The 20399-nt window shown below is 55.0% G+C and carries 15 protein-coding genes; 8 read left to right on the plus strand and 7 right to left on the minus strand.

Annotated elements, in window-relative coordinates:
* A partial coding sequence (locus Q363_RS44295) for an NADP-dependent oxidoreductase (RefSeq protein ID WP_245632307.1) occupies positions 1 to 1232 on the minus strand: 1232 nt, incomplete at its 3' end.
* 322 nt (positions 1233 to 1554) lie between these two features.
* Here Q363_RS44295 and Q363_RS18350 point away from each other — a divergent pair.
* Positions 1555 to 3873, plus strand: a complete 2319-nt coding sequence (locus tag Q363_RS18350) for a GH92 family glycosyl hydrolase (RefSeq protein ID WP_035353095.1) — start codon at positions 1555 to 1557, stop codon at positions 3871 to 3873.
* A 347-nt stretch (positions 3874 to 4220) separates the two neighbouring features.
* Here Q363_RS18350 and Q363_RS18355 read toward each other — a convergent pair whose 3' ends face one another.
* Positions 4221 to 5951, minus strand: coding sequence for an IlvD/Edd family dehydratase (locus Q363_RS18355; RefSeq protein ID WP_035353098.1), 1731 nt, complete (start codon positions 5949 to 5951; stop codon positions 4221 to 4223).
* Between the two features lie 522 nt (positions 5952 to 6473).
* Between Q363_RS18355 and Q363_RS42890 the strand changes: the two genes are divergently transcribed.
* The 6 genes from Q363_RS42890 to Q363_RS18385 all read left to right on the plus strand — a co-directional run bounded on the left by Q363_RS42890 (position 6474) and on the right by Q363_RS18385 (position 12285).
* Complete coding sequence (locus tag Q363_RS42890; protein ID WP_035353101.1) at positions 6474 to 6953, plus strand: (Fe-S)-binding protein; 480 nt, start codon at positions 6474 to 6476, stop codon at positions 6951 to 6953.
* A 136-nt stretch (positions 6954 to 7089) separates the two neighbouring features.
* A complete protein-coding gene (locus tag Q363_RS18365; protein ID WP_051978962.1) occupies positions 7090 to 8004 on the plus strand; it encodes an SMP-30/gluconolactonase/LRE family protein in 915 nt (304 codons plus the stop codon).
* 61 nt (positions 8005 to 8065) lie between these two features.
* A complete protein-coding gene (locus Q363_RS18370; RefSeq protein ID WP_035353104.1) occupies positions 8066 to 8809 on the plus strand; it encodes an SDR family oxidoreductase in 744 nt (247 codons plus the stop codon).
* A 123-nt stretch (positions 8810 to 8932) separates the two neighbouring features.
* The gene (locus Q363_RS18375; RefSeq protein WP_084080511.1) at positions 8933 to 9733 is read left to right on the plus strand and encodes a FadR/GntR family transcriptional regulator; all 801 of its coding nucleotides are present in this window, start codon (positions 8933 to 8935) and stop codon (positions 9731 to 9733) included.
* 357 nt (positions 9734 to 10090) lie between these two features.
* Positions 10091 to 11287: a Gfo/Idh/MocA family protein gene (locus tag Q363_RS18380; RefSeq protein ID WP_051978964.1), complete on the plus strand. Its 1197-nt coding sequence runs from the start codon at positions 10091 to 10093 to the stop codon at positions 11285 to 11287.
* Between the two features lie 32 nt (positions 11288 to 11319).
* Positions 11320 to 12285, plus strand: coding sequence for a sugar phosphate isomerase/epimerase family protein (locus Q363_RS18385; RefSeq protein ID WP_035353106.1), 966 nt, complete (start codon positions 11320 to 11322; stop codon positions 12283 to 12285).
* A 68-nt stretch (positions 12286 to 12353) separates the two neighbouring features.
* On the opposite strand, the gene Q363_RS18390 is transcribed toward Q363_RS18385, so the two are convergent.
* Positions 12354 to 13571, minus strand: coding sequence for a DegT/DnrJ/EryC1/StrS family aminotransferase (locus Q363_RS18390; RefSeq protein WP_169747033.1), 1218 nt, complete (start codon positions 13569 to 13571; stop codon positions 12354 to 12356).
* 307 nt (positions 13572 to 13878) lie between these two features.
* Between Q363_RS18390 and Q363_RS18395 the strand changes: the two genes are divergently transcribed.
* Positions 13879 to 15129 carry an ROK family transcriptional regulator gene (locus Q363_RS18395; RefSeq protein ID WP_084080512.1) on the plus strand — a complete coding sequence of 417 codons (1251 nt, stop codon included), beginning with the start codon at positions 13879 to 13881 and terminating at the stop codon, positions 15127 to 15129.
* A 38-nt stretch (positions 15130 to 15167) separates the two neighbouring features.
* Here the strand turns inward: Q363_RS18395 and Q363_RS18400 are convergent, their stop codons facing one another.
* The 4 genes from Q363_RS18400 to Q363_RS18415 all read right to left on the minus strand — a co-directional run bounded on the left by Q363_RS18400 (position 15168) and on the right by Q363_RS18415 (position 20342).
* Complete coding sequence (locus Q363_RS18400; protein WP_035353110.1) at positions 15168 to 15944, minus strand: SDR family NAD(P)-dependent oxidoreductase; 777 nt, start codon at positions 15942 to 15944, stop codon at positions 15168 to 15170.
* Positions 15945 to 15946: 2 nt separating this feature from the next.
* Positions 15947 to 16834 carry a fumarylacetoacetate hydrolase family protein gene (locus Q363_RS18405; RefSeq protein WP_051978966.1) on the minus strand — a complete coding sequence of 296 codons (888 nt, stop codon included), beginning with the start codon at positions 16832 to 16834 and terminating at the stop codon, positions 15947 to 15949.
* 70 nt (positions 16835 to 16904) lie between these two features.
* Positions 16905 to 17813 (minus strand): sugar phosphate isomerase/epimerase family protein, encoded by a 909-nt coding sequence (locus Q363_RS18410; protein ID WP_051978967.1) that lies wholly within the window; start codon positions 17811 to 17813, stop codon positions 16905 to 16907.
* A 99-nt stretch (positions 17814 to 17912) separates the two neighbouring features.
* Positions 17913 to 20342 carry a c-type cytochrome gene (locus Q363_RS18415; RefSeq protein WP_051978968.1) on the minus strand — a complete coding sequence of 810 codons (2430 nt, stop codon included), beginning with the start codon at positions 20340 to 20342 and terminating at the stop codon, positions 17913 to 17915.
* Between the last annotated feature and the right edge of the window lie 57 nt (positions 20343 to 20399).

Consider the following 20399-nt stretch of genomic DNA (forward strand, 5'->3'; position numbering starts at 1 on the left):
CCTAGTGCGGCTAGTTGTTCTCCATCTTGTTCGACGATGAAAAAAGCACTCTTTACTCGTGGATCGGTACTCGATTCTGCGTCCGCAGCAATCGTGACCAACCTGCCACCAGGCTTGAGAAGATCCCAGGACCTGTCCAGGGTTTCTCCGCCCACGGTATCGAAGATTACATCGACTAGGCCCGCCTCTTCAAAACGGCGCTCCCGATAATCGATGACCTCATTGGCTCCAAGCTGCCCTACAAAATCGACGTTCGCCTTGGACGACGTGGCAATCACATACGCTCCTTGCGAATTTGCAAGTTGAACCGCGAAAAGTCCCACCGCGCCCGCCCCTCCGTGTATAAGAACTCGTTCGCCTTTCTGTAATTTTGCTCGGAGATGCAGTCCCTGCCATGCCGTCAGCAAGCCAATCGGGGCTGAGGCAGCTTCGATGTGGGAGAGAGAAGATGGCTTCAGAGAAAGATTCGATGGTTTTGTTATGCAGAACTCAGCCGTAGCACCCTCTGCGAACCAATCGTTCAAGCCAAAAACAGTATCTCCCAGGCTGTAGCTGGTTGCTCCCGCACCTAACCCTGCAACTGTGCCTGAGAATTCATGTCCGGGAATCGCCTTGGATCGGGCTGTACCGTCCGCATAGTGGCTGGTGGGATACCAAAGCTTCTCCGTAGGGGTCACTCCAGCGGCGAAGACCTGAATCAAGATTTCGCCCGCTTGCGGCTCGGGAATGGGACGTCTTACCGGCTGCAGGTGCAGTTCGTCTGTAAACTCCATTGCTTTCATCTCTGCCATTGCTTCACTCCGTGGAATTCGTCGCAGAATCGCCTTCACAGGCCCTTGACCGAAATCTGAATTCTCGAAGCTGCGCCCTGCCATCGGCCTCAGTCCCATCACCTGAACGTAGTCTTTCGTCACCTGCATCCCCTGCATGGACTGACTGCCGTCATTGCGAATCAAGAAATTAAAGGTCCAGTTATACGCAGCGATTCCGTCGAATGATTTCGCTTCTTTCTGCCAACCCATCCACTGTTGCGCCGCCCAGCCGCGCGGGCTGTCCATTTTCTGCCCATCCGCGCGCACCGTCGGAATCAGCATGAGTTGCTCCGGCTTCTGGTACGGCGGCGGTGTCAGCAACACGCCCTGAATCAAGCTGAAGACCGCAGAAGTCGCGCCAATCCCCAGAGCCAGCGTCAGCGCTGCAATCAGACTAAAACCTGGCCGCTTGATCAGCATCCGAATCGCAAACCGCAACTCTTGCAACATGGATCACCTATTCCGTTTTGGGGTTCCGGGAACTGCCGTTCCGGCATTGTCGAGAGTTAAAACGTTAGTTGGACTGTCTTTGTTCCTTCATTCATCCGATTGGATGAGGGAATGGAATCCTTGTCCGGTTTGGTTGGAGCGATGCAATTGTATTTCTTTGCCAGCTGATTCATTTGGTGCCAAATCGCCAAGTCGCTCATGGAGGAACCGATTAGCTGCCGATATGTCGGCAGCGCGACTGAAATCAAGTGAGCGGACGGGATGGGAAACACAGTTGCTGTAGTGTTGAATCATGAAGAAATCGCTGAGCTTCTCAGTGCTGATTGCGGCCACGATGGCCTTCGCCCAGAGACCCGATCCCCTCACGTTTGTTGACCCGTTAATTGGTACTGGCCCAGAGGGGCACACGTTTCCGGGAGCGACTGCGCCATTCGGCATGGTGCAGCTCTCGCCGGATACGCAGATTCGGCCATTCAAACAAAGCTATAAGTGGGCGGCTGGTTATCGATACGAAGATACGACGATCCTGGGGTTCTCGCATACGCATTTTTCAGGCTCGGGCCATAGCGATCTTGGGGATGTCCTCCTCATGCCGCTGAGCGGCGAGAGCGTACCGCTTGAGCCGGGCGATCTGGAAAAGACCCGACCCGGATATCGCTCGCGTTACTCGCATACGAGCGAACATGCCGAACCGGGCTACTACTCCGTATTCCTTCAGGACTCCGGAGTGCAAGCGGAGTTGACCGCGAGCGAACGAGTCGGTGAGCACCGATACACTTTTGCCGAGGGAGCGAAACGTCATCTCCTGCTCGACCTGCGTGGCAGCATCTATAACTATCCCGGGAAAGTGCTATGGTCCCGGATAAGGGTGCGCAAAAACGGCACAGTAACCGGAATGCGGGAGACTCGCGGGTGGGCGCCAGGAAGGCAGCTATTCTTTGCGATCCGATTCTCCACGGCAATGTCGGGACATACACTCTATAACAAGGAAGAAGATCCCCCACCGTATCACGGCTTCAAAACGCCTGGAACATCACCGGAGGATACCCTGAGCGTGGAAGGACGAGGGCTGGAAGCGGTATTCGATTTTGCGCCTTCATCCGCCCCGCTGATAGTCAAAGTAGCTATCTCGCCAGTAAGCGAAGAAAACGCAATCGCGAATATGGACGCAGAGACACCGGGATTTGACTTTGACGGTATACGCGCCAAGACCCAACAAATGTGGCGTGAGGAACTATCGCGCGTCGAATTCAGTGCCTCGCCCTCGACGGAGAAGTCACTCTATACAGCTCTTTATCACGCGATGATGGCGCCCAGTACAAGCATGGATGTAAACGGCGAATATCGCGGACCCGACAACCAGGTTCATCGCGCTGAAGGATTCCGCTTCGTGTCCTCGTTGTCGTTGTGGGATACATATCGCGCGGAACAACCACTCATGACGCTTTTACAACCGGAACGGCGCACCAACGACCTGGTGCGATCCATGATTGCTTCACAGCAGGAGAGTCCCTTCGGGATTCTGCCGGTGTGGCAGTTTGAGGGGTTAGAGACTTGGTGCATGATCGGCTATCACTCGGCGCCGATTATCAGCGACGCGTATATGAAGGGAATTCGAGGCTACGATGCCGGGATCGCTCTTGAAGCGATGGTAGCGAGCGCAACCTATGCGCCCTATGGCAATCTCGCAGCTTACATGAAGCTTGGCTATGTGCCTGTCGACCACGACGACGAAGCGGCGTCCAAGACAGTCGAGTACGCCTTCGATGATTGGACAATTGCCCGCATGGCCAAAGTAATGGGCAAGAAGACGGTTGCCGCCACGTTTGAGAAGCGAGCCGCATTCTGGCGAAACAGCTTCAACGCAGTGGATGGGTTCTTGGAGCCGCGTCTGGAAAACGGGGATTATCGCAAGCCCTTTGATCCGGCCAAGGCTGGTGCAGGCAGCGGGTTTACAGAAGGCAATGCGTGGCAGTATTCCTGGTATCAACCGCAGGATGAGCGAGGACTCATCGAGCTGTTGGGTGGCAATCAAAGATTGATTGCTAAGCTGGATACCATGTTTGACCAAAAGGTGGATCCGGCGATGTATGCAAATGTCGAAGACATCTCCGGAATGATAGGTCAGTACATTCACGGCAATGAACCAAGCCATCACCTTGCTTATCTCTACATGTACGCAGGCGCGCCATTGAAGACTCAGGCACGGCTGAAGCAGATCGTCGACTCGCAATACAAGCCGTCACCGGATGGTCTTGTGGGCAATGATGATCTGGGACAAATGTCCGCATGGCTGGTATTCACTTCCCTGGGTTTCTATCCGGTAGCGCCGGGTTCAAACGAGTACGTGTTAGGCCGCCCGTTCGTTGACCGGGCGGTGCTCCATTTGCCGAACGGCAACCTGCTGACAATCAAAAGCGTGAACTTGACCGAGGCGCAGGGCTTTCTAAAGGACGTTGTGCTGAATGGCCACTCGCTCGATCGCAGCTACGTGACACATGAGGAACTGATGAACGGAGGCGAACTGAAGTTTATCTTCAGCAACGAAAAGGATGCAGAGTGGTCACGTCGCATCCTGCACGCGCCATACTCAGATTCAGCGCCCCAATAATGCAATGGGCGATACCTGCAGATTTCCACCGGGCCGAGCGTTGCCAGGACTTTGTCTGAACTGTTGCAGCGTCCCGTTTCAGCTCAAGAAGCGCCTCGCGATAGCTGGGAGGCTCTGTTCCGTTTGCATGGTATGAAGAACCCAGTCCCACTGATGTGTATGTTCAATGGATTCAACTAAGGTTGGATCCAGTTCGAACGCGATCGTGAAACAACTCTCAAAGGAATTCTCTCATTGCGCGATGTGCTGGGGATGCTCACCAGCACATCTGAATGAAGCTTTGAGGTAGTTCTGTGTCTGCAGACTCGGTTCGGTTGCCGGTTTGGATGCAACCGTTGGATATCTCATCAGTGGGATTCCCGCGGAACCGCTGTTCCACGGCAACCAACCAGAAAGTCCAGATCCGCTCCCTGAGAAGCCTGCAATACATGCTGAACATACATCTGTTGATATCCGCCATTGAGTTTCGGCAGCACAGGCTTCCACCTGGCGCTTCGTCGCGCTAACTCCTCGTCTGATAGATCCACAGTCAGACGTCTGGACTCCACGTCGAGTTCGATCACATCCCCGTCTTCGATAAGTCCCAGGGGGCCACCAGCAGCGGCCTCTGGACAAACATGGAGGATCACCGTGCCGTAAGCCGTGCCGCTCATGCGAGCGTCAGAGATCCGCACCATGTCGGTGATCCCCTTTGCGAGAAGCTTGGGAGGAAGCCCCATATTGCCAACCTCTGCCATGCCCGGGTAGCCCTTTGGCCCGCAATTTTGTAAGACGAGCACTGAGTTCTCGTCGACCTGCAGGTTTGGATCGGCTATCCGTTCCCGATAGTGTTCAATCGTCTTGAAGACGACAGCCGGACCACGGTGGCGAAGCAAGTGTGGTGACGCAGCCGAGGGCTTCAGAACCGCGCCACCAGGGGCAAGGTTTCCGCGAAGCACAGCGATACCACCCTGTTCGACAAGCGGATTGTCGAAAGGACGAATAACCTCTTCATTCCAATTCGTGGCGTCTTTGCAGTTCTCGGCGATTCCATTCCCGGTCACCGTCAGGGCGTCATCGTGCAACATGTCGCGTTCCGAAAGAGCTTTAATGACGACGGGTAGGCCGCCAGCATAGCAATAGTCTTCCATCAGGAATCGACCAGAGGGCATTAGATCGACGAGGGTAGGAGTGTCACGTCCAATCCGATCCCAGTCCTCGAGTGTCATCGGCACACCGATCCGGCCCGCGATTGCAAGGAGATGAATCACTGCGTTCGTTGATCCCCCAAGAGCCCCGTTTACGCGAATTGCGTTCTCGAAGGCCTCTCTCGTAAGGATCTTCGACAAAGTGAGGTCCTCGCGAACCATCTCGACTATGCGCCGACCCGACATTTGAGCGAGGACCGACCGCCTCGAGTCGACTGCTGGAATCGAGGAGTTGTAGGGCAAGGAGAGTCCAAGCGATTCCGACATTCCACTCATGGTGGAGGCAGTTCCCATCGACATACAGTGCCCGGCAGATCGGTGCATGCAGGATTCAGCTTCGGTAAATTCCTGAAGAGTCATCTTGCCCGCATTCAGGTCCTCACTGAACCTCCAGAGGTCAGTGCCAGAGCCGATGTCTTTACCACGGAATTTCCCGTTGAGCATCGGGCCACCCGAGACCACGATTGCAGGCACATCACAGCTTGCGGCTCCCATCACGAGAGATGCTGTGGTCTTGTCACAACCACACATGAGCACCACGCCATCAATGGGATTGCCGCGGATGCTCTCTTCGACGTCCATACTGACCAGGTTGCGGAAGAGCATCGCGGTTGGACGCAAGTTCGTTTCGCCAGTGGACATGACGGGAAACTCGAGAGGAAATCCGCCTGCTTCCCATATCCCATTCTTCACACGCTCTGCGAGGGCGCGGAGATGTGCGTTGCAGGGAGTCAATTCAGACCAGGTATTGCAAATGCCAATCACCGGACGGCCATCGAAGACATCTCCCGGGAATCCCTGATTTCTCATCCAGCTCCGGTGGATGAAGCCATCTTTGCCGGCGCGGCCGAACCACTCTGCGGATCGAAACTTCCGTGTTTCTGACGACATTTCTTAGCTCCAATGACAATTAATTTGAGGCCCGACCATTGAGCACGCTGTGATCTTCGGAGCGGCTATTAAAACTATACATATGATCTTACGGTAGACTACTGACTTATTAGGTATATATATGATCTTTACAGCCTTTTTTCATGTTGCAAGACCCGAGCTAAGCAGGCTTTGGGATCACTTCGCAGGGAAACCGACGCATGACCTCAGCCTCACCCTTTCTCATTCTTCGAGATGCTCCTCAATCCGGTCAAAGACACCCGCACGAAGGCTTTTCCTCGGTCCAGAGCCTCCAATCGAAACTTCGGAACACAGTACAGGGTGAGGTGCGCTTCGATGATGCATAGCGTGCCCTATGCCACTGACCCCTCGAACTATCGCCAGGTGCCGATCGGACTCGCTGTTCCTCGGAATTACGAAAAGTTATAGCAACCATTGCCGCCTGTCGAGTGGTTGGTGCACCGGTGTTGTCGCAAGGGGGGGACCAGCCTCGGTGGTCAATGTTGCAATGTAGCGGTCGTGATGGATTTCTCGAAGTGCATGCATTCGATCGTCGAACTGGATCCGGTCGGGCGAAGGGCTCGTGTTCAGCCGGGCATCGTGCTCGATGCGTTATGCCTCGAAGCGGAAAAACATGAACTTACGTTCGCTCCGAGCGTCTTTCAGGATGAATTGATCAGCTTCTTCCCGAACGAGGAGCGAGCGCATCGCCTGAGTAAGCAGACCATCATGCTGAGTGAAATGCTCTCCCGAAGCACTTCGAAGTGGACACATCCACTGCTTAACGGCCGTAAGATCGTCGTCCATGGTCACTATCACCAGAAAGCCCTCATGACGATGAACGACGAGATGAAGCTGCTGCGATCTACCGGCGCCGAGGTCAGCCTCCTTGATTCTGGATGCTGTGGCATGGCAGGTCCATTTGGTTTCGAGAAAGATAAATTTGAAGTGTCTCAGACACTTGCAGAACGTACTACTCCCCTCCGTTCGAGCGGCTGGTGAGGGTACTATTCTTGTCACCAACGGTTTCAGTTGTCGCGAACAAATCAAGCAGAATACCGATCGCAGAGCGGTTCACCTCGCTGCGGTTCTCGCCGGCGATTGTTAAGTAAATCTTGAGGGTGAACAAAGGATCCCGATGTCCTACGAATCAAAGAGAGCCGATGTATCGGAGCAAGTCGAACTGATCGCCGACTACGCGTGCGAGACGGGAGAATGTCCCCTTTGGCATCCGATGGAAAGCCGGCTCTACTGGACCGATATCCCTCGTGGCCGTATGTTTCGTTTCGATCCGGTCAGCCGCAGACATGAACAGTTCTATGAGGGACGACCAGTGGGCGGGTTCACCATCCAAAGCGATGGATCGCTACTGCTATTTATGGATTGTGGGACGATTGCTGTCTGGCGGGAGGGCACGCTCGTTGAGATCGTGCCGCATATCCAGTCGGAACTGGATTCGCGATTCAACGACGTCATAGCTGACCCACGGGGACGCGTTTTCTGCGGGACGATGTCGAGCGATGCTCATAAGGGGAGACTCTATCGCCTTGAACTCGATGGTTCGCTTCACCTCGTGCTCGAGGAGATCGGCTGTCCGAACGGGATGGCCTTTACCCTCGATGGCAAGGGGTTCTATTTCACGGATTCGTTTGCGCGTGAGATTTATCACTTCGACTATTCCGTCGAAGACGGGAAGCTTTCCAATCAGCGCGTGTTTGCTCGGTTTGGGGATGCGCTCGGCCTGCCGGATGGCGCTACGCTCGACAGCGAAGGGAGACTGTGGACTGCCCTCTGGGATGGCGGTGCAGTCGTTCGCCTTGGGCTCGCAGGGGAAGTCGAGTCAGAGGTAGCGATTCCTACCCGGAAGGCGTCGAGCCTGACGTTCGGGGGGAGCGACTACAAGGACATGTACATCACGACGGCCGGCGGTAACATCCGGGACGTGGATGGGCAGTTTGCAGGAGCTCTATTCCGCAAAAAGTGCGACGTCTCAGGACGTCCAGAGTTTTTCTCGCAAGTCGTAGTTTCAGCTCACAGGAATCATCAAGAGTGAGAAATCACGCTTGATCTCAAATGCAACGGCCCTCTGATCAGAGGACTGGAAAGGGATAACGATGTCAGGAATTCTTGATGGCAAGACTGCTCTCATTACCGCCGCAGGACAAGGAATCGGACGAGCGGCCGCTCTCAGTTTCGCCAAGGCTGGTGCCGCGGTATGGGCAACGGACATCAACCAGGTCGCCCTCGATGCACTCAAAGCCGAGCAGCCCGGCGTCGAGATTCGTATTCTCGACGTAACGAATACGGATGCTGTCAACGGACTGGCCCTTGAAACCGGAACGCTCGACGTCCTGTTCAATTGCGCCGGGTACGTTCATCAAGGCAGCATCTTCGACTGCTCGAAGAAGGATTGGGACTTCTCGTTCGATTTGAATGTTGCTTCGATGTATCGTACCTGTCGCGCGTTTCTGCCTGGGATGATCGCCGCCGGGAGAGGAAGCATCATCAATATGTCGTCTGTCGTATCGAGTTTGAAGGGCGCACCCAACCGGTTTGTCTACGCCACCTCCAAAGCTGCAGTCATCGGGCTCACTAGGGCGATTGCCGCGGACTTTGTTTCGAAGGGCATCCGTTGTAATGCTCTGTGTCCTGGCACTATCGAGACGCCGTCGCTGGGTGACAGGATTGCGAGTCAGGGCAACGTCGACGCGGTGCGCGCCAGCTTTATCGCTCGTCAGCCGATGGGGCGATTGGGAAAGCCTGAAGAGATTGCCGCCGCTGCCTTGTATCTGGCCTCGGATCAATCCGCATTCACGACAGGTCAAGCCCTTGTGATCGATGGGGGTTGGAGCATTTAGGCTTCAATAAAGGTAGCGGAGGTCCTATCAACGAGAGCGGCTCTGCGGAAATCTCTAGTAACCATTGACCTTGAATCGAAAGACGGCGTCGCTGAGGTAAATAGGTATACATATAATCAAACAGTGAGCCATCCCATAACAAAGAGTCCTAAACCTCTCGGCGTGTTTGCCAAGCAGAACCTGCATGGTCAGATCGCCGAGTATCTGGGAACTAAGATCGTGAGCGGCGAGCATGTGGCTGGTGAGATTCTTCCCACTGAGGCGTCCTTAGGTGCCTCTCTTGGAGTGAGTAGAACAGCCATTCGCGAAGCGATCAAGGTGCTTTCGTCGAAAGGGCTTGTTGAAGTCCGGCGAAAGACGGGTAGTCGCGTCAGATCGCAACGGGACTGGAATGCTCTCGATCCGGACGTGATCTCCTGGCAGTTCGCAGGGGATGGGATACCAACAGGCGCCATCAACGATCTGACTGAACTTCGCAGAATCATTGAGCCTGCGTGCGCTCGGCTTGCGGCCAAGCGAGCTACGGCTGAGGAACTTGCAGAGATTGAGAAGGCCTTGATCAAGATGGAGCAAGCTGCAGGGAAAACCGAGGCCTCAGTGGAGGCTGACCTGAATTTTCACCTTGCAATCCTCGAAGCTACCCATAATTCATTCATGCGGCCATTTGGCGCCCTGATACAGGCGGCACTACGAGCAAGTTTTCGGCTGACGAATGCGGACACGGCAGCGTATCGCCTCTCACTCACAAAGCATCGTGCAGTTCTTGCATCGATAAGAAATGGCAAGCCTGAAGAAGCCGATGTTGCGATGCAAGCAGTTCTGCGCGGATCGCAGCGCGACATAGAGAATGCTTTGCGTCTGCCGGCCCCATCCCGTGTCTTGGGGCAGGAAAAGAAGAAATCTCACGGACGCAAAGGGTCTTGATCTCAGAGTGATCCTTTCGCGGGCGCGCCCCCCCATGTAACGAGCAACCCCCTGAACTATACTTGGTCGCCATCTAGCGACCGAGGGAGCGGTACGGGCGTATCGGCGGTGGAAACGGAAAGTTCTAATTATTGCCCGAAGTCGGTGATGTTGGCGCAATTTTGCCTCAATTAGTTCAATATCGTGATAACCTACATTTCCATTCGCACAGGACGCTTGGCATTATCTCGATACCTGGCGTAATATGGGCTGCGAAAGATAAGTGACTTTCTGAATGACCCGTCGGTCACGATTCGGAATCCTGTGATCGTCAAGACATCTTTGCTCTTTTGCCTACGAAGTTGAGTCCGACCATTTATGAAGAAAATCGGTATGGGCATAATCGGCCCCGGATTCGTCGCGACCCATCACATAGATGCCGTGAGACGCCTGGGAAACGTCGAGGTTCTCGCAGTTGCAGGCTCGACACAGGAGTCCGCAGATGCGAAGGCCAGGGAATTGAGAATCGACCGGGCTTATGAAACGTACCAGGATCTGATCGATGATCCCGAGATCCAAGTCGTTCATAACACTACGCCAAATTACCTGCATTATGCGATCAGCATGGCGGCAATTGCCGCCGGGAAACACGTGATCTCGGACAAACCGCTCGCCATGAACTCTGCCGAAGGCCGATTGTTGCTGGACGCCGCGAGTGAAGCTGGGGTCGCCCATGTCGTCACCTTCAACTACCGCGGCAATCCGCTGATACAACATGCCCGTTCGATGGTTGCCGGCGGAGAGCTGGGACCGTTGTGCTTCGTACATGGTCATTATTTGCAGGATTGGATGACCAGCCCGAGCGTCTACTCTTGGAGGTCTGACCCCAAAAAGGGAGGCTCAAGCTCTGCGCTCACAGACATCGGTTCTCACTGGTGCGACCTCGCAGAACATGTCGTCGGCAGTAGGATCAAGGCGGTCCTTGCTGACCTGACCACGGTAGTTCCCGTCCGATACTCCGCAGGTAAGTCTGCCGAGGCATTCACCAAAGGCGACCATAAGATCTCGGCAGAGGTCCACGTGGAGAGTGAGGATCTTGCAAGCGTCCTGATTCGCTTTGAGAATGGGGCCAAGGGCAGCTTCTCCGTTGGCCAGGTTCTTCCAGGCAATAAGAACAACATCCAGTTGGAAATAAGTGGAAGGGAGTCCTCCCTCCGCTGGCAACAAGAGCGCCAGAACGAGCTGTGGATCGGATATCACGATCAGCCGAATCGTGTGATGGCAAAAGATCCAGCATTCGTCTCTGACGGCGCTCGCAGGTATGTCCACTTACCCGGAGGCCATCAGGAAGCCTGGTCGGATGCATTCTTCAACGTGATTCGTGACGCCTATGAATGGATATCAGCGGGCGCTGGACCAGAAGCAAAACCTGACGCTCTTGCGACGTTTGCGGATGGATATCGAGCTCATTGCCTGATCGACGCTATGATTGCCAGTCATGCCGAAGGTGGACGATGGACAGAGGTTGAAAGTCACTCTGCCAGAGCAGCCACTGCAAGCCTGCAAACAAAGTAAGAGCTCATTTTCTGCGTGAGGGAGGAGGAGTATTGAAGCTTGGAATCTTTACCCCGGTTTTCGGCAATCTTTCTGCCGAGCAGATGTTAGTTGAGGTTCGCAAGTATGAGAAAGTCAGCGCGATTGAACTAGGAACCGGAGGATGGCCGGGAGCAAGTCACGTGGACGTCGATGGGCTGCTGGCGAACCGGGGTAGTTTGCACGAGTTCAAGAGCAAGATCCGAGACGCTGGTCTCTTTATCAGCGCTCTCTCCTGTCACGGAAACCCGATTCATCCCCTTCCCTCAATAGCGAAGAGAGACGACGAAGTCTTTCGAAAGACCGTTGATCTTGCAGCGGCGCTTGAGGTGCCAACAGTAGTCACCTTCTCTGGGTGTCCCGGCGCCGGACCGCGCGATGAAAGTCCAAACTGGATCATTGCTCCATGGCCGCCAGAGTACCTGGATGCGCTTGCCTGGCAGTGGGAGACTAAGTTAATTCCCTATTGGCAGGAGGCGGCAGGATATGCGACCGAGCGTGGACTCAAAATAGCGTTGGAAGCGCATCCCGGCTTCTGTGTCTACAACCCGGAGACGCTTTTGAGACTCAGGGCAGCTTGTGGTCCCTCGATTGGGATAAACCTCGATCCTAGTCATCTGTTCTGGCAAGGGATCGACATCCCGGTCGCCATCGACTCCCTTGGGGAAGCTATCTTCCATGTGCATGCGAAGGATATCGCTTTCAATAATTCCCAACTGCGTAAAAATGGCGTGCTTGATGGCAAGAGCTACCTTCGGATGCAGGAGCGGTCTTGGATATTTCGCAGCGTGGGATGGGGACATGGAGAGTCGGAGTGGAAGCAGATCATTTCGGCGCTGCGTTTGGCTGGGTATGACCACGTCGTGAGCATTGAACATGAGGATGCCTTGGCGTCCGTTGTTGAGGGACTGAGCTCCGCCGTCAACTTTCTCTCGGGAGTCGTACTTACCGACCCGCCAGTCGAGGCATGGTGGGTCTAGCGGCAATATCGATCTCCGTTACCGGACTTGCTCGCTTAGCACTTAGAAGATGAGGGCCGTTTGTATCGTCAGCCTGCAACTGATGGACTTGCCAGAGCCTGATGGAATCCCTGAATGATGTCGTCTTCGTCTTGCCGACTCAAACAGGAAGGGATGGTGAAAAGAATACTGCGCCTGACCAAATCGTCGGCGACCGGATTTGTTCCTTTCTCATAGGAGACCTCCGATCCTCGATTCTCCTCGAGTGTCCAGGGAGTTCCCCGGTTGTCAGTTCCGCGCTTACGAACCAGACTGGCGATGTTGTAGTAGATGTGTAATCCGTAATCGGCGAGAACGACGTTGCTGGTGTCTGGGCTGGAGGATGCGATCCCGTTAGCTCTCATCGATCTGCACGTTTCCCGCGCCGTTGCCTCATCCGGATAGGTGGTGATCAGGAACCCTCCCGTATCTCCGGTTGGATCGATGATCTTCCTCGGACGAACCTGGGGCAAAGCTTTGAGGGATTCTAGTATGCGATATTTGCTGCTGCGCATCTTGGAGATCACCTGCGGGAGTTTACGCAGCTGCACGCGCAGAATGGCTCCCCGCAGTTCGTCTAACCGATAGCCTCTCCCCCAAGTTGTAATCTCGGCCTCGTCACAAGAGAATAGGCCGTCCGCAGTCCTGGTATATCCGGCATCGTGAGTCGCAACGGCTCGCTGGTATAGGTGCTCATCATTGCTTACAACGCAGCCGGCTTCTCCACATGTCATATTCTTGTTTGTCTGAAAGCTGAAGACGCCGATGTCTCCGAAGGTGCCGATCGACCGACCTCCGATCGTGCCGCCTACACATTGCGCGCAATCCTCTATCAAAAAAAGCTTGTGACTGAGTGCGACATCAAGCAATCGTGAGATGTCGACATGTCCACCATTCATATGGACTGCGATGACCGCCGTGGTGCGCGGCGTCACGCGTTCGCGGACGGACTCTGGATCGATGCAAAAGCTATCGTCGATGTCAGCCAGTACCGGGATCGCGCCAACATTGACCACAGCTGCGGCAACCGCTATCCACATGTAAGCCGGAATGATCACCTCTTGTCCTGGACCAACGCCAAGGGCGCCAAGTGCTGTGATCAGGCCTCCCGTGCCGCTTGTAACTGCCAAGGCGTGCTTGACACCCAGAAACGCAGAAAACTCCGACTCGAAGGCGTTCACTTCCGCCTGAGGAGTGAGCGAATAGTAGCGGTAAAGTGATTTACTTCGGATGACCCGGACTGCTGCCTCGACCTCCTGCTCGTCCATCCCATGCACGCCCGGAAACTCGCGAGGCAGAGGTTCTGTTCGGATCGGCTTGTTTGCCTGGATATGATTTCCCGCTTTCTTCTCTAGCAGCTGACTCATTGTCCTCCGCAGTCCCTGGGGCCCTTCAGCTTTCAAATTGGATCAAGTCACGGTTGTATCTTTTCGGATGTATCATAGTCAAACGACAGTTTTCATGGGGCGGGACGGTGCTCTTCGTGCTCGGCCGCGATCTCCTGGCCGCTGTTGAAGCGTACGGGTTGGGCCGTCGCATGAAGCCCAGGATTGACTCTTTGGATATTCCGATTACATGCCTACAACCACACCTGCAACAGTTCGACCACGATCAAAGAAGCACTCACCTGCGGAGCTGAACGTCCTCACGCTCATCCACGGGAAACCTGGAATATCCCGGGTTGAGCTCGCTCAAGAGTGTGGCATGAGTACAGGCTCTGTGAGCGCCATCGTTCAATCCCTGATCGACAGAAATCTTGTTTCAGAAGGCCAGCAGGTATCGTCAAAGTCTGGCCGGCGACGCATCGCGCTTCGGCTACGTTCGGAATTGGGCTATGTTGTCGGTGTCGATCTGGGCACTTTTTTTGAACGGATCGTCATCACCGATATTGGAGGCGAAGTCATCTACAGCACCGAATTAGAGAGCGGCATGGGAGCCGGGCGAGAAGAACTTCTCCGACGGACCTTTTCCGCCGTTCGAGAGGCGATTGCGGCTGCTCCAATTGATGGCCGGCCCTTCCTCGGGATTGGATTAGGACATTCTGGCGTCATTGATTCGCAGAGAGGTGTGGTCCTCGCCTTTCCAAGGCCCGGCCAGACAGAACAATGGAAAAACGTCCCGCTGCAGAAGATGCTCGAGGACGAATTTGGCGTCCCTGCACTCCTTGAAGACAGTGTGAGAACTATTGCAATGTCCGAAGCTCAATATGGAGCGGGCGCAGATTTGGAAGACTACATCTACGTGTACGTCGGGATGGGTGTAGGTTCGGCGATCTTTATAAACGGTACGCTCTATCGCGGCTCCGGCGGAAGTGCTGGAGAGTTCGGTCATATCACTGTCGCGGAGGATGGCCCTCTCTGTTGCTGCGGAAATACTGGATGTCTCGAGGCCGTTGCTTCCTGTGCGGCAATCATCGAGACTGTAAAGGCTGCCATCAAGATGGGCGTCGCGACCAAGGTCAATGAGATGGCAGAAGGGAACCTCGATCGAATCAGCATCGAGATGATTGCCGAAGCGAGAGACCAGAACGATAGTCTGGCCTTCCGCGTCATGAGCCAGGCGGCTTCTCACATCGGAGCTGCGTGCGCCGATCTGGTGAACCTGCTGAACCCCTCAGCAATCGTATTCGGCGGAGGGTTGTTTCGTGGCAAAGCAGACTTCTTCCTGGACCATCTGAGAAGAACGATACGGCAACGTTCCCTTGAGAAGCTGGCCAATGAAGTTACCTTGGTTGCGTCAGCGCTCGACACCAACGCAGGGGCACGAGGCGCTGCCCACCTCATTTCGGGTAAGTTGATTGAGTCCGTATATGCGGACAGTCTGTGAGTTAGTGCTGCACTACCTGAAGCAACCGCACTCAGCTCTCATACCCATCCTCCGTCGACGATATAGCTCTGATTCGTGATGGCAGAGCTATCCGCTGAGCCTAAGAACAAGACTGTTCGAGCAACGTCCTCCGGCATCAAGCTCCGTTTCAGAGCCTGGCGCCCCATGATCTCTGCTTCGTATTCGGGAGTCCACCAGAGCCGCCGTTGGCGTTCGGTCAGAATAGCGCCAGGAAGCACACTGTTCACCCGTATATTCGCTTCGCCGAGTTCGTGGGCCATCGCTCGGGTTAGTCCAACGATGGCAGCCTTCGCGGTAACGTAGGCCGGCAAGCCAGTGGAAGGAATCATCCATGCAATCGAACTCATGTTGATGATCGAGCCTCCTCCGGCTGCCCGCATGCCCGGAACCACAGATTGGATGGCGAAAAAATGGTGGCGCAGGTTGATGGCCATCCTGTTATCCCAGTATTCGGGCGTGACGTCCGATAGCTCATGGCGATCGTCGTTTGCGGCGTTATTTACGAGAATGCGGACAGTGCCAAGGCGGCCTTCCATCTCCGCAAGGGTGGTTCGCAATGCTGGAATATCGGTTAGATCGCAGCTCAGAAACAGTGGCGTGTGTGCGCACTGACCTTTGAGCCTTTCTATTAGCTCCTGAGCATCGTTTGCTGCAAGATCAACAAACCCGACTTTAGAGCCCTGAAGCGCGAACTGCTCGACCATTGTCGCGCCTATTCCGGTCGCGCCTCCTGTGATCAGAACCACTCGGTCTCGCAGACTGGGATAGTGAGCGAACTCTTCATGGGCATCCATCACTAATTACGCTCCGTTGGGAATGTGTTGTGCGTGTCAGTCTCACCCGGATCCGATATGACGAGTTGGTTCTGTTCACCCAGCCCCTCGATGCCAAGTCGAATGCGATTTCCAGGTCTCAGAAAGATCGGGGGCTTCTGTGCCATGCCCACCCCTGGAGGCGTTCCGGTCGAGATGATGTCTCCCGGTTGCAAGCTCATAAAGCGGCTCAGATAACTAATGAGATGAGCAACACCAAAGACCATCGTTCGTGTGCTGCCATCCTGGTATCGTTGTCCATCTTTCTCGAGCCACATCCCCAGATTCTGCGGGTCAGGAATCTCGTCGGGGGTAACGAGCCACGGGCCGATTGGTCCGAATGTATCTGCGCTCTTCCCTTTGGTCCATTGCCCGGTTCCCTCCAGTTGGCAGGCTCTTTCTGAGAGATCGTTGACCACGCAGTACCCGGCTACGTGCGACAGCGCGTCGGCTTCTGTGACGTACTTCGCAGGGGTGCCGATGACGACGCCTAGCTCGACTTCCCAATCAGTTTTGCCGGAACCGCGCGGGATAACGATTTCGTCGTCCGGACCGCAGACAGCCGAGGTGGCCTTCATGAAGATGACTGGTTCCTTCGGGACTCCCATACCGGTTTCAGCTGCATGATCGGAATAGTTCAGACCGATACAGATGAACTTTCCCACTCGGCCCACACAGGCTGCAACGCGGGGCTTGCCGGTTACGACCGGCAGACGATCCAAGTCCAGAGTCCGAAGCCGATTCAGTTCATCAGGCAGAAGCGCTTGTCCTGAGATATCCGTCAGCTCCCCGCTCAGGTCACGTATCTTTCCTTCCTGATCGAGAATGGCGGGACGCTCATGTTCCTTAGGTCCGTAGCGTAGTAGTTTCATATCTCTCTTTACCAGATCGGGTTGAATCAACAGGCCATGTTCAGGTTCACACGGAGCGAAATCTCGGTGACTAGATCGAAAGCGATCGGATATACTCGTAGTCCTTCGTAGCCGCTTCAAATGCAGTTGTTCCAATGAAAGGCGGCTCCTGCTCCACGTAGCAATGTTCTACTCCGGCCGCCTTGGCTGCCAGCAGGATCGGTTTGTACTTTATGTAGCCTGTGCCGAGAACCGTTCCCTGTGGAACTTCATCGCGCTTGAGAGACGTGCTCGGCTGCGCGGGTCGCACAAAGTCTTTGATATGGACCATGCGATAACGGTTCGGATAACGCTTGAAGTAGTCGATGGGGTTGTGACCCGCCGCCACCATCCAACCGCAGTCGAGCTCGAGCTTCACCAGATTGGGGTCAGTGGCTTCGACGAGCACGTCGTATCCGACCTTGCCCCGTCCCAGGTCTTTGAATTCGGTATTGTGGTTGTGAAAAGCAAACTGCAGTCCAGCTTGCTTTGCCTTCTCGCCTAACTGGTTACAATACTCCGCCAGCGCCTTATAGCCTTCGACACCCATCTCCGAGCCGGATGGCTTGTTGGGAAAGTTACCCATCATGGAGCTCACGGTGTAGTGCACACCCAAAGCGTTGGCTTGTTCAAACAAGGGGCCTGGGTCCGAACCTCCGAAATTGAAGAAGTGCGTACTGGCACACTTCAGCCCGGCACCATCTAAAGCTACTCGGAATTGCTTCGCGGAGAGTCCAGCGAAGCCTGCCGCTTCAACCTCCTCGTACCCGATCGCTTTGACCTTCTTGAGGGTTCCTTCTACATCTGCCTTGAGTTCTTTATCGACTGTGTAGAGTTGAATTCCTGAAGACGTGACTAGAGGTTTGGCCCACAGAGACTTCGGGAATACTTCGGTGAAGATTGCTGCTGTAGCGGTTGCAATTCCAGTCTTGATTGCCTTCCGGCGAGATATTGGTCGCATGATCCGGTCAATTCCTTTCTTGGTGAACTTGCCCGCTGTTGACTCGCTGTCTGAGGTGAAAGGAGGGCAGACGGAATTGATCTGCGCCTTCTATTGAGGTCACGGTAAGGCGAAGGCGACGTAGATACCGCGGGCCGGTGCGATCTGGTATCTTCCTCCTCCGGTGGCTACGACGATGAATTGCTTTCCGTCGACCATGTAGGTAGCGGGCGTTGCACGCCCCGCATACGGAAGCTTCGTCTCCCACAAGAGCTTTCCATTACGGCTGTCGAATGCGTGGAATTTATAGTCATAGAGGCTGGCTCCGATGAACACGACACCGCCAGCGGTAACGATAGGTCCGCCGTAATTCTCGGAGCCCGTGTTCTTCATTCCTTTGGCCGCAAGCGCTGGATACTCACCCAGAGGTATCTTCCACAGATACTTTCCGGTGTTCAGATCGATTGCATTCAAAGTTCCCCAGGGCGGTGCGATTGCCGGATAGTTCTCAGGATCCAAGAACTTCCGATAACCAGTGAAGCTGTACTGGGGGGGCGCCTTCTCCGCGCTTGCCTGCGCAGTCTCGGAGGCGATATCAGGCACGCCAAGGAACCGGAGAAGAGAATCGAGCTCGTCAGCGCGGAGTTTCGGGAAGGCGGGCATTCTGCCTCGGCCCTGATGAATGACTCCAATGAGTTGATCTTTTGAAAGACGTTGACCGGCACCGATCAACATTGGAAAAGAAGGAGGAATTCCTTCGCGATGCTCGCCGTGACAAATGGCGCAATGCTCCTTATATGCGGCCTCCCCTTTCGGGTCGGTCAAGGCCGTTTCCGCCGTCGGAGGCGATCCCATCTCCTGCTTGTCGCTTGCTGTCGAAGTCTTTGCGACAGTGCTGTCGTCCTTCAGATATCGTAATAGATCCATGAGTTGTGCAGCGTTCAAATTCGGGAATGTTGGCATTCTGCCCTTTCCCTGATGAACGATGGTCGCAATCTGCTGGTCGGACAGGCGCTTGTCGATCCCAACCAGAGACGGGAATCCTGGGGGTGAGCCGCTTCTGTCTGCTCCGTGGCATACACTGCATTGACTGCGGTAGGAGGCCTCACCGGGGCCTTTGGATGGAGCGTCCTCGGCGAGGCCTCCGGTCCATGCCATTTCGTTGGCGTTGATATAGATGACGCCGGTCTTTATGTCGACGGCCGGCCCGCCCCATTCTGCGCCTCCATCGAACCCAGGAAACACCACCGTCTGCTTGTTCAGACTGAAGGGGACAAATAATCCTTCACTTCGGAAGGCACGGAACTTGTCTAACGCCCACGCGTGCGCTTCTGGCGTCCGCTTCGTAAGCATGTCTTCCGTCAGAAGCTGCCTCGCATACGGCTCCGGGGTTGTCGGACGAGGCTGGGTGGGCGACGCTATCTCACCTGGGACCGTGCTCGCTGGATATTGGTGTTCTTCAATCGGAAACAGAGGCTTTCCCGTAGTGCGGTCGAACAGGTAGAGGAAGCCCTGCTTTGTTGTTTGAGCAATCGCATCGACTCGCTTACCGTCGTGCAAGACAGTCATGAGCGAAGGGGCGGATGGGAAATCACGATCCCAGATATCGTGATGGACGCCTTGGAAATGCCATATACGTTTGCCAGTATTCGCGTCCAGGGCGAGGAGCGTGTCTGCGAAAAGATCGTTGCCGAGCCTATCACCACCGTAGAAGTCGAATGACGTGGAGCCCGTTGGAACGTACACAATCCCTCGCTTCATGTCGAGGGACATTCCGGACCAGTTGTTTGCGGCTCCTGAGTGTTGCCAAGCATTCTTGGGCCACGTTTCATACCCGAATTCACCGGGATGTGGGATGGTATGGAAACTCCAGCGCATCGATCCTGTGTGCACGTCGAAGGCTCGGATATCTCCCGGAGGTGCCGGCAGAGTCTCGGGCATCTCTCCTCCGACGATGATGAGATCCTTGTAGACGATGCCGGGAGTGGTGAGCGCGATTGATTGGAGCTCGAAATCTCCACGCAAGTTTTTACGGAGATCGATTCTCCCGTCTTCGCCAAAATCCTTGATAGGTTTTCCGGTCTTCAAATCGAGAGCGTAGAGGTAGCTCATGACCCCGGCAAACAGTCTGCTCTCTTTCCCGTCGGTCCAGTAGGCAACTCCACGGACGGGCTGAGCACCGACAATCCCTGAGTCAAACTTCCAGAGTAGCTTCCCGGTCACAGCATCGAGCGCGATGACTTTCTGCGATGGAGTATACGCGTAAAGGACACGCCCGACGATCAGAGGGCTGGTCTCCATCCCGCCTGCTTCGCCGGTATCGTAGCTCCACGCAACCTTGAGTTTCGTAACGTTCGTTCGGTTGATTTGAGACAACTGTGAATAGTGATCATTCGAGGGTTGCCCTCCATATACGGGCCAATCAACCGACGGGCCTTTCTCTTTGGTCGCCTCACGAGTAGCTGCGGCCAGGTTTTTGGTATGAACGCCGACCGAAATTCCGAGCAACGAGATCACCAGCAGGGTTGCGGTAGTGCTCTTCGTTACCATTTGACTGTCATTCCGCAATTGATCTCCGTCATGAAGATTTGCCTCAACGTGGGGATG

It is taken from the genome of Edaphobacter aggregans DSM 19364 (assembly GCF_000745965.1).
GTDB classification, from domain to species: Bacteria; Acidobacteriota; Terriglobia; order Terriglobales; family Acidobacteriaceae; genus Edaphobacter; species Edaphobacter aggregans.

Bases quoted from the DNA above. Each gene is read 5' to 3' on its own strand.
- Q363_RS18350 (WP_035353095.1), top strand. From the start codon at position 1,555: ATGAAGAAATCGCTGAGCTTCTCAGTGCTGATTGCGGCCACGATGGCC.
- Q363_RS18355 (WP_035353098.1), bottom strand. From the start codon at position 5,951: ATGTCGTCAGAAACACGGAAGTTTCGATCCGCAGAGTGGTTCGGCCGC.
- Q363_RS42890 (WP_035353101.1), top strand. From the start codon at position 6,474: ATGGATTTCTCGAAGTGCATGCATTCGATCGTCGAACTGGATCCGGTC.
- Q363_RS18365 (WP_051978962.1), top strand. From the start codon at position 7,090: ATGTCCTACGAATCAAAGAGAGCCGATGTATCGGAGCAAGTCGAACTG.
- Q363_RS18370 (WP_035353104.1), top strand. From the start codon at position 8,066: ATGTCAGGAATTCTTGATGGCAAGACTGCTCTCATTACCGCCGCAGGA.
- Q363_RS18380 (WP_051978964.1), top strand. From the start codon at position 10,091: ATGAAGAAAATCGGTATGGGCATAATCGGCCCCGGATTCGTCGCGACC.
- Q363_RS18390 (WP_169747033.1), bottom strand. From the start codon at position 13,571: ATGGACGAGCAGGAGGTCGAGGCAGCAGTCCGGGTCATCCGAAGTAAA.
- Q363_RS18395 (WP_084080512.1), top strand. From the start codon at position 13,879: ATGCCTACAACCACACCTGCAACAGTTCGACCACGATCAAAGAAGCAC.
- Q363_RS18400 (WP_035353110.1), bottom strand. From the start codon at position 15,944: ATGGATGCCCATGAAGAGTTCGCTCACTATCCCAGTCTGCGAGACCGA.
- Q363_RS18405 (WP_051978966.1), bottom strand. From the start codon at position 16,834: ATGAAACTACTACGCTACGGACCTAAGGAACATGAGCGTCCCGCCATT.
- Q363_RS18410 (WP_051978967.1), bottom strand. From the start codon at position 17,813: ATGCGACCAATATCTCGCCGGAAGGCAATCAAGACTGGAATTGCAACC.
- Q363_RS18415 (WP_051978968.1), bottom strand. From the start codon at position 20,342: ATGGTAACGAAGAGCACTACCGCAACCCTGCTGGTGATCTCGTTGCTC.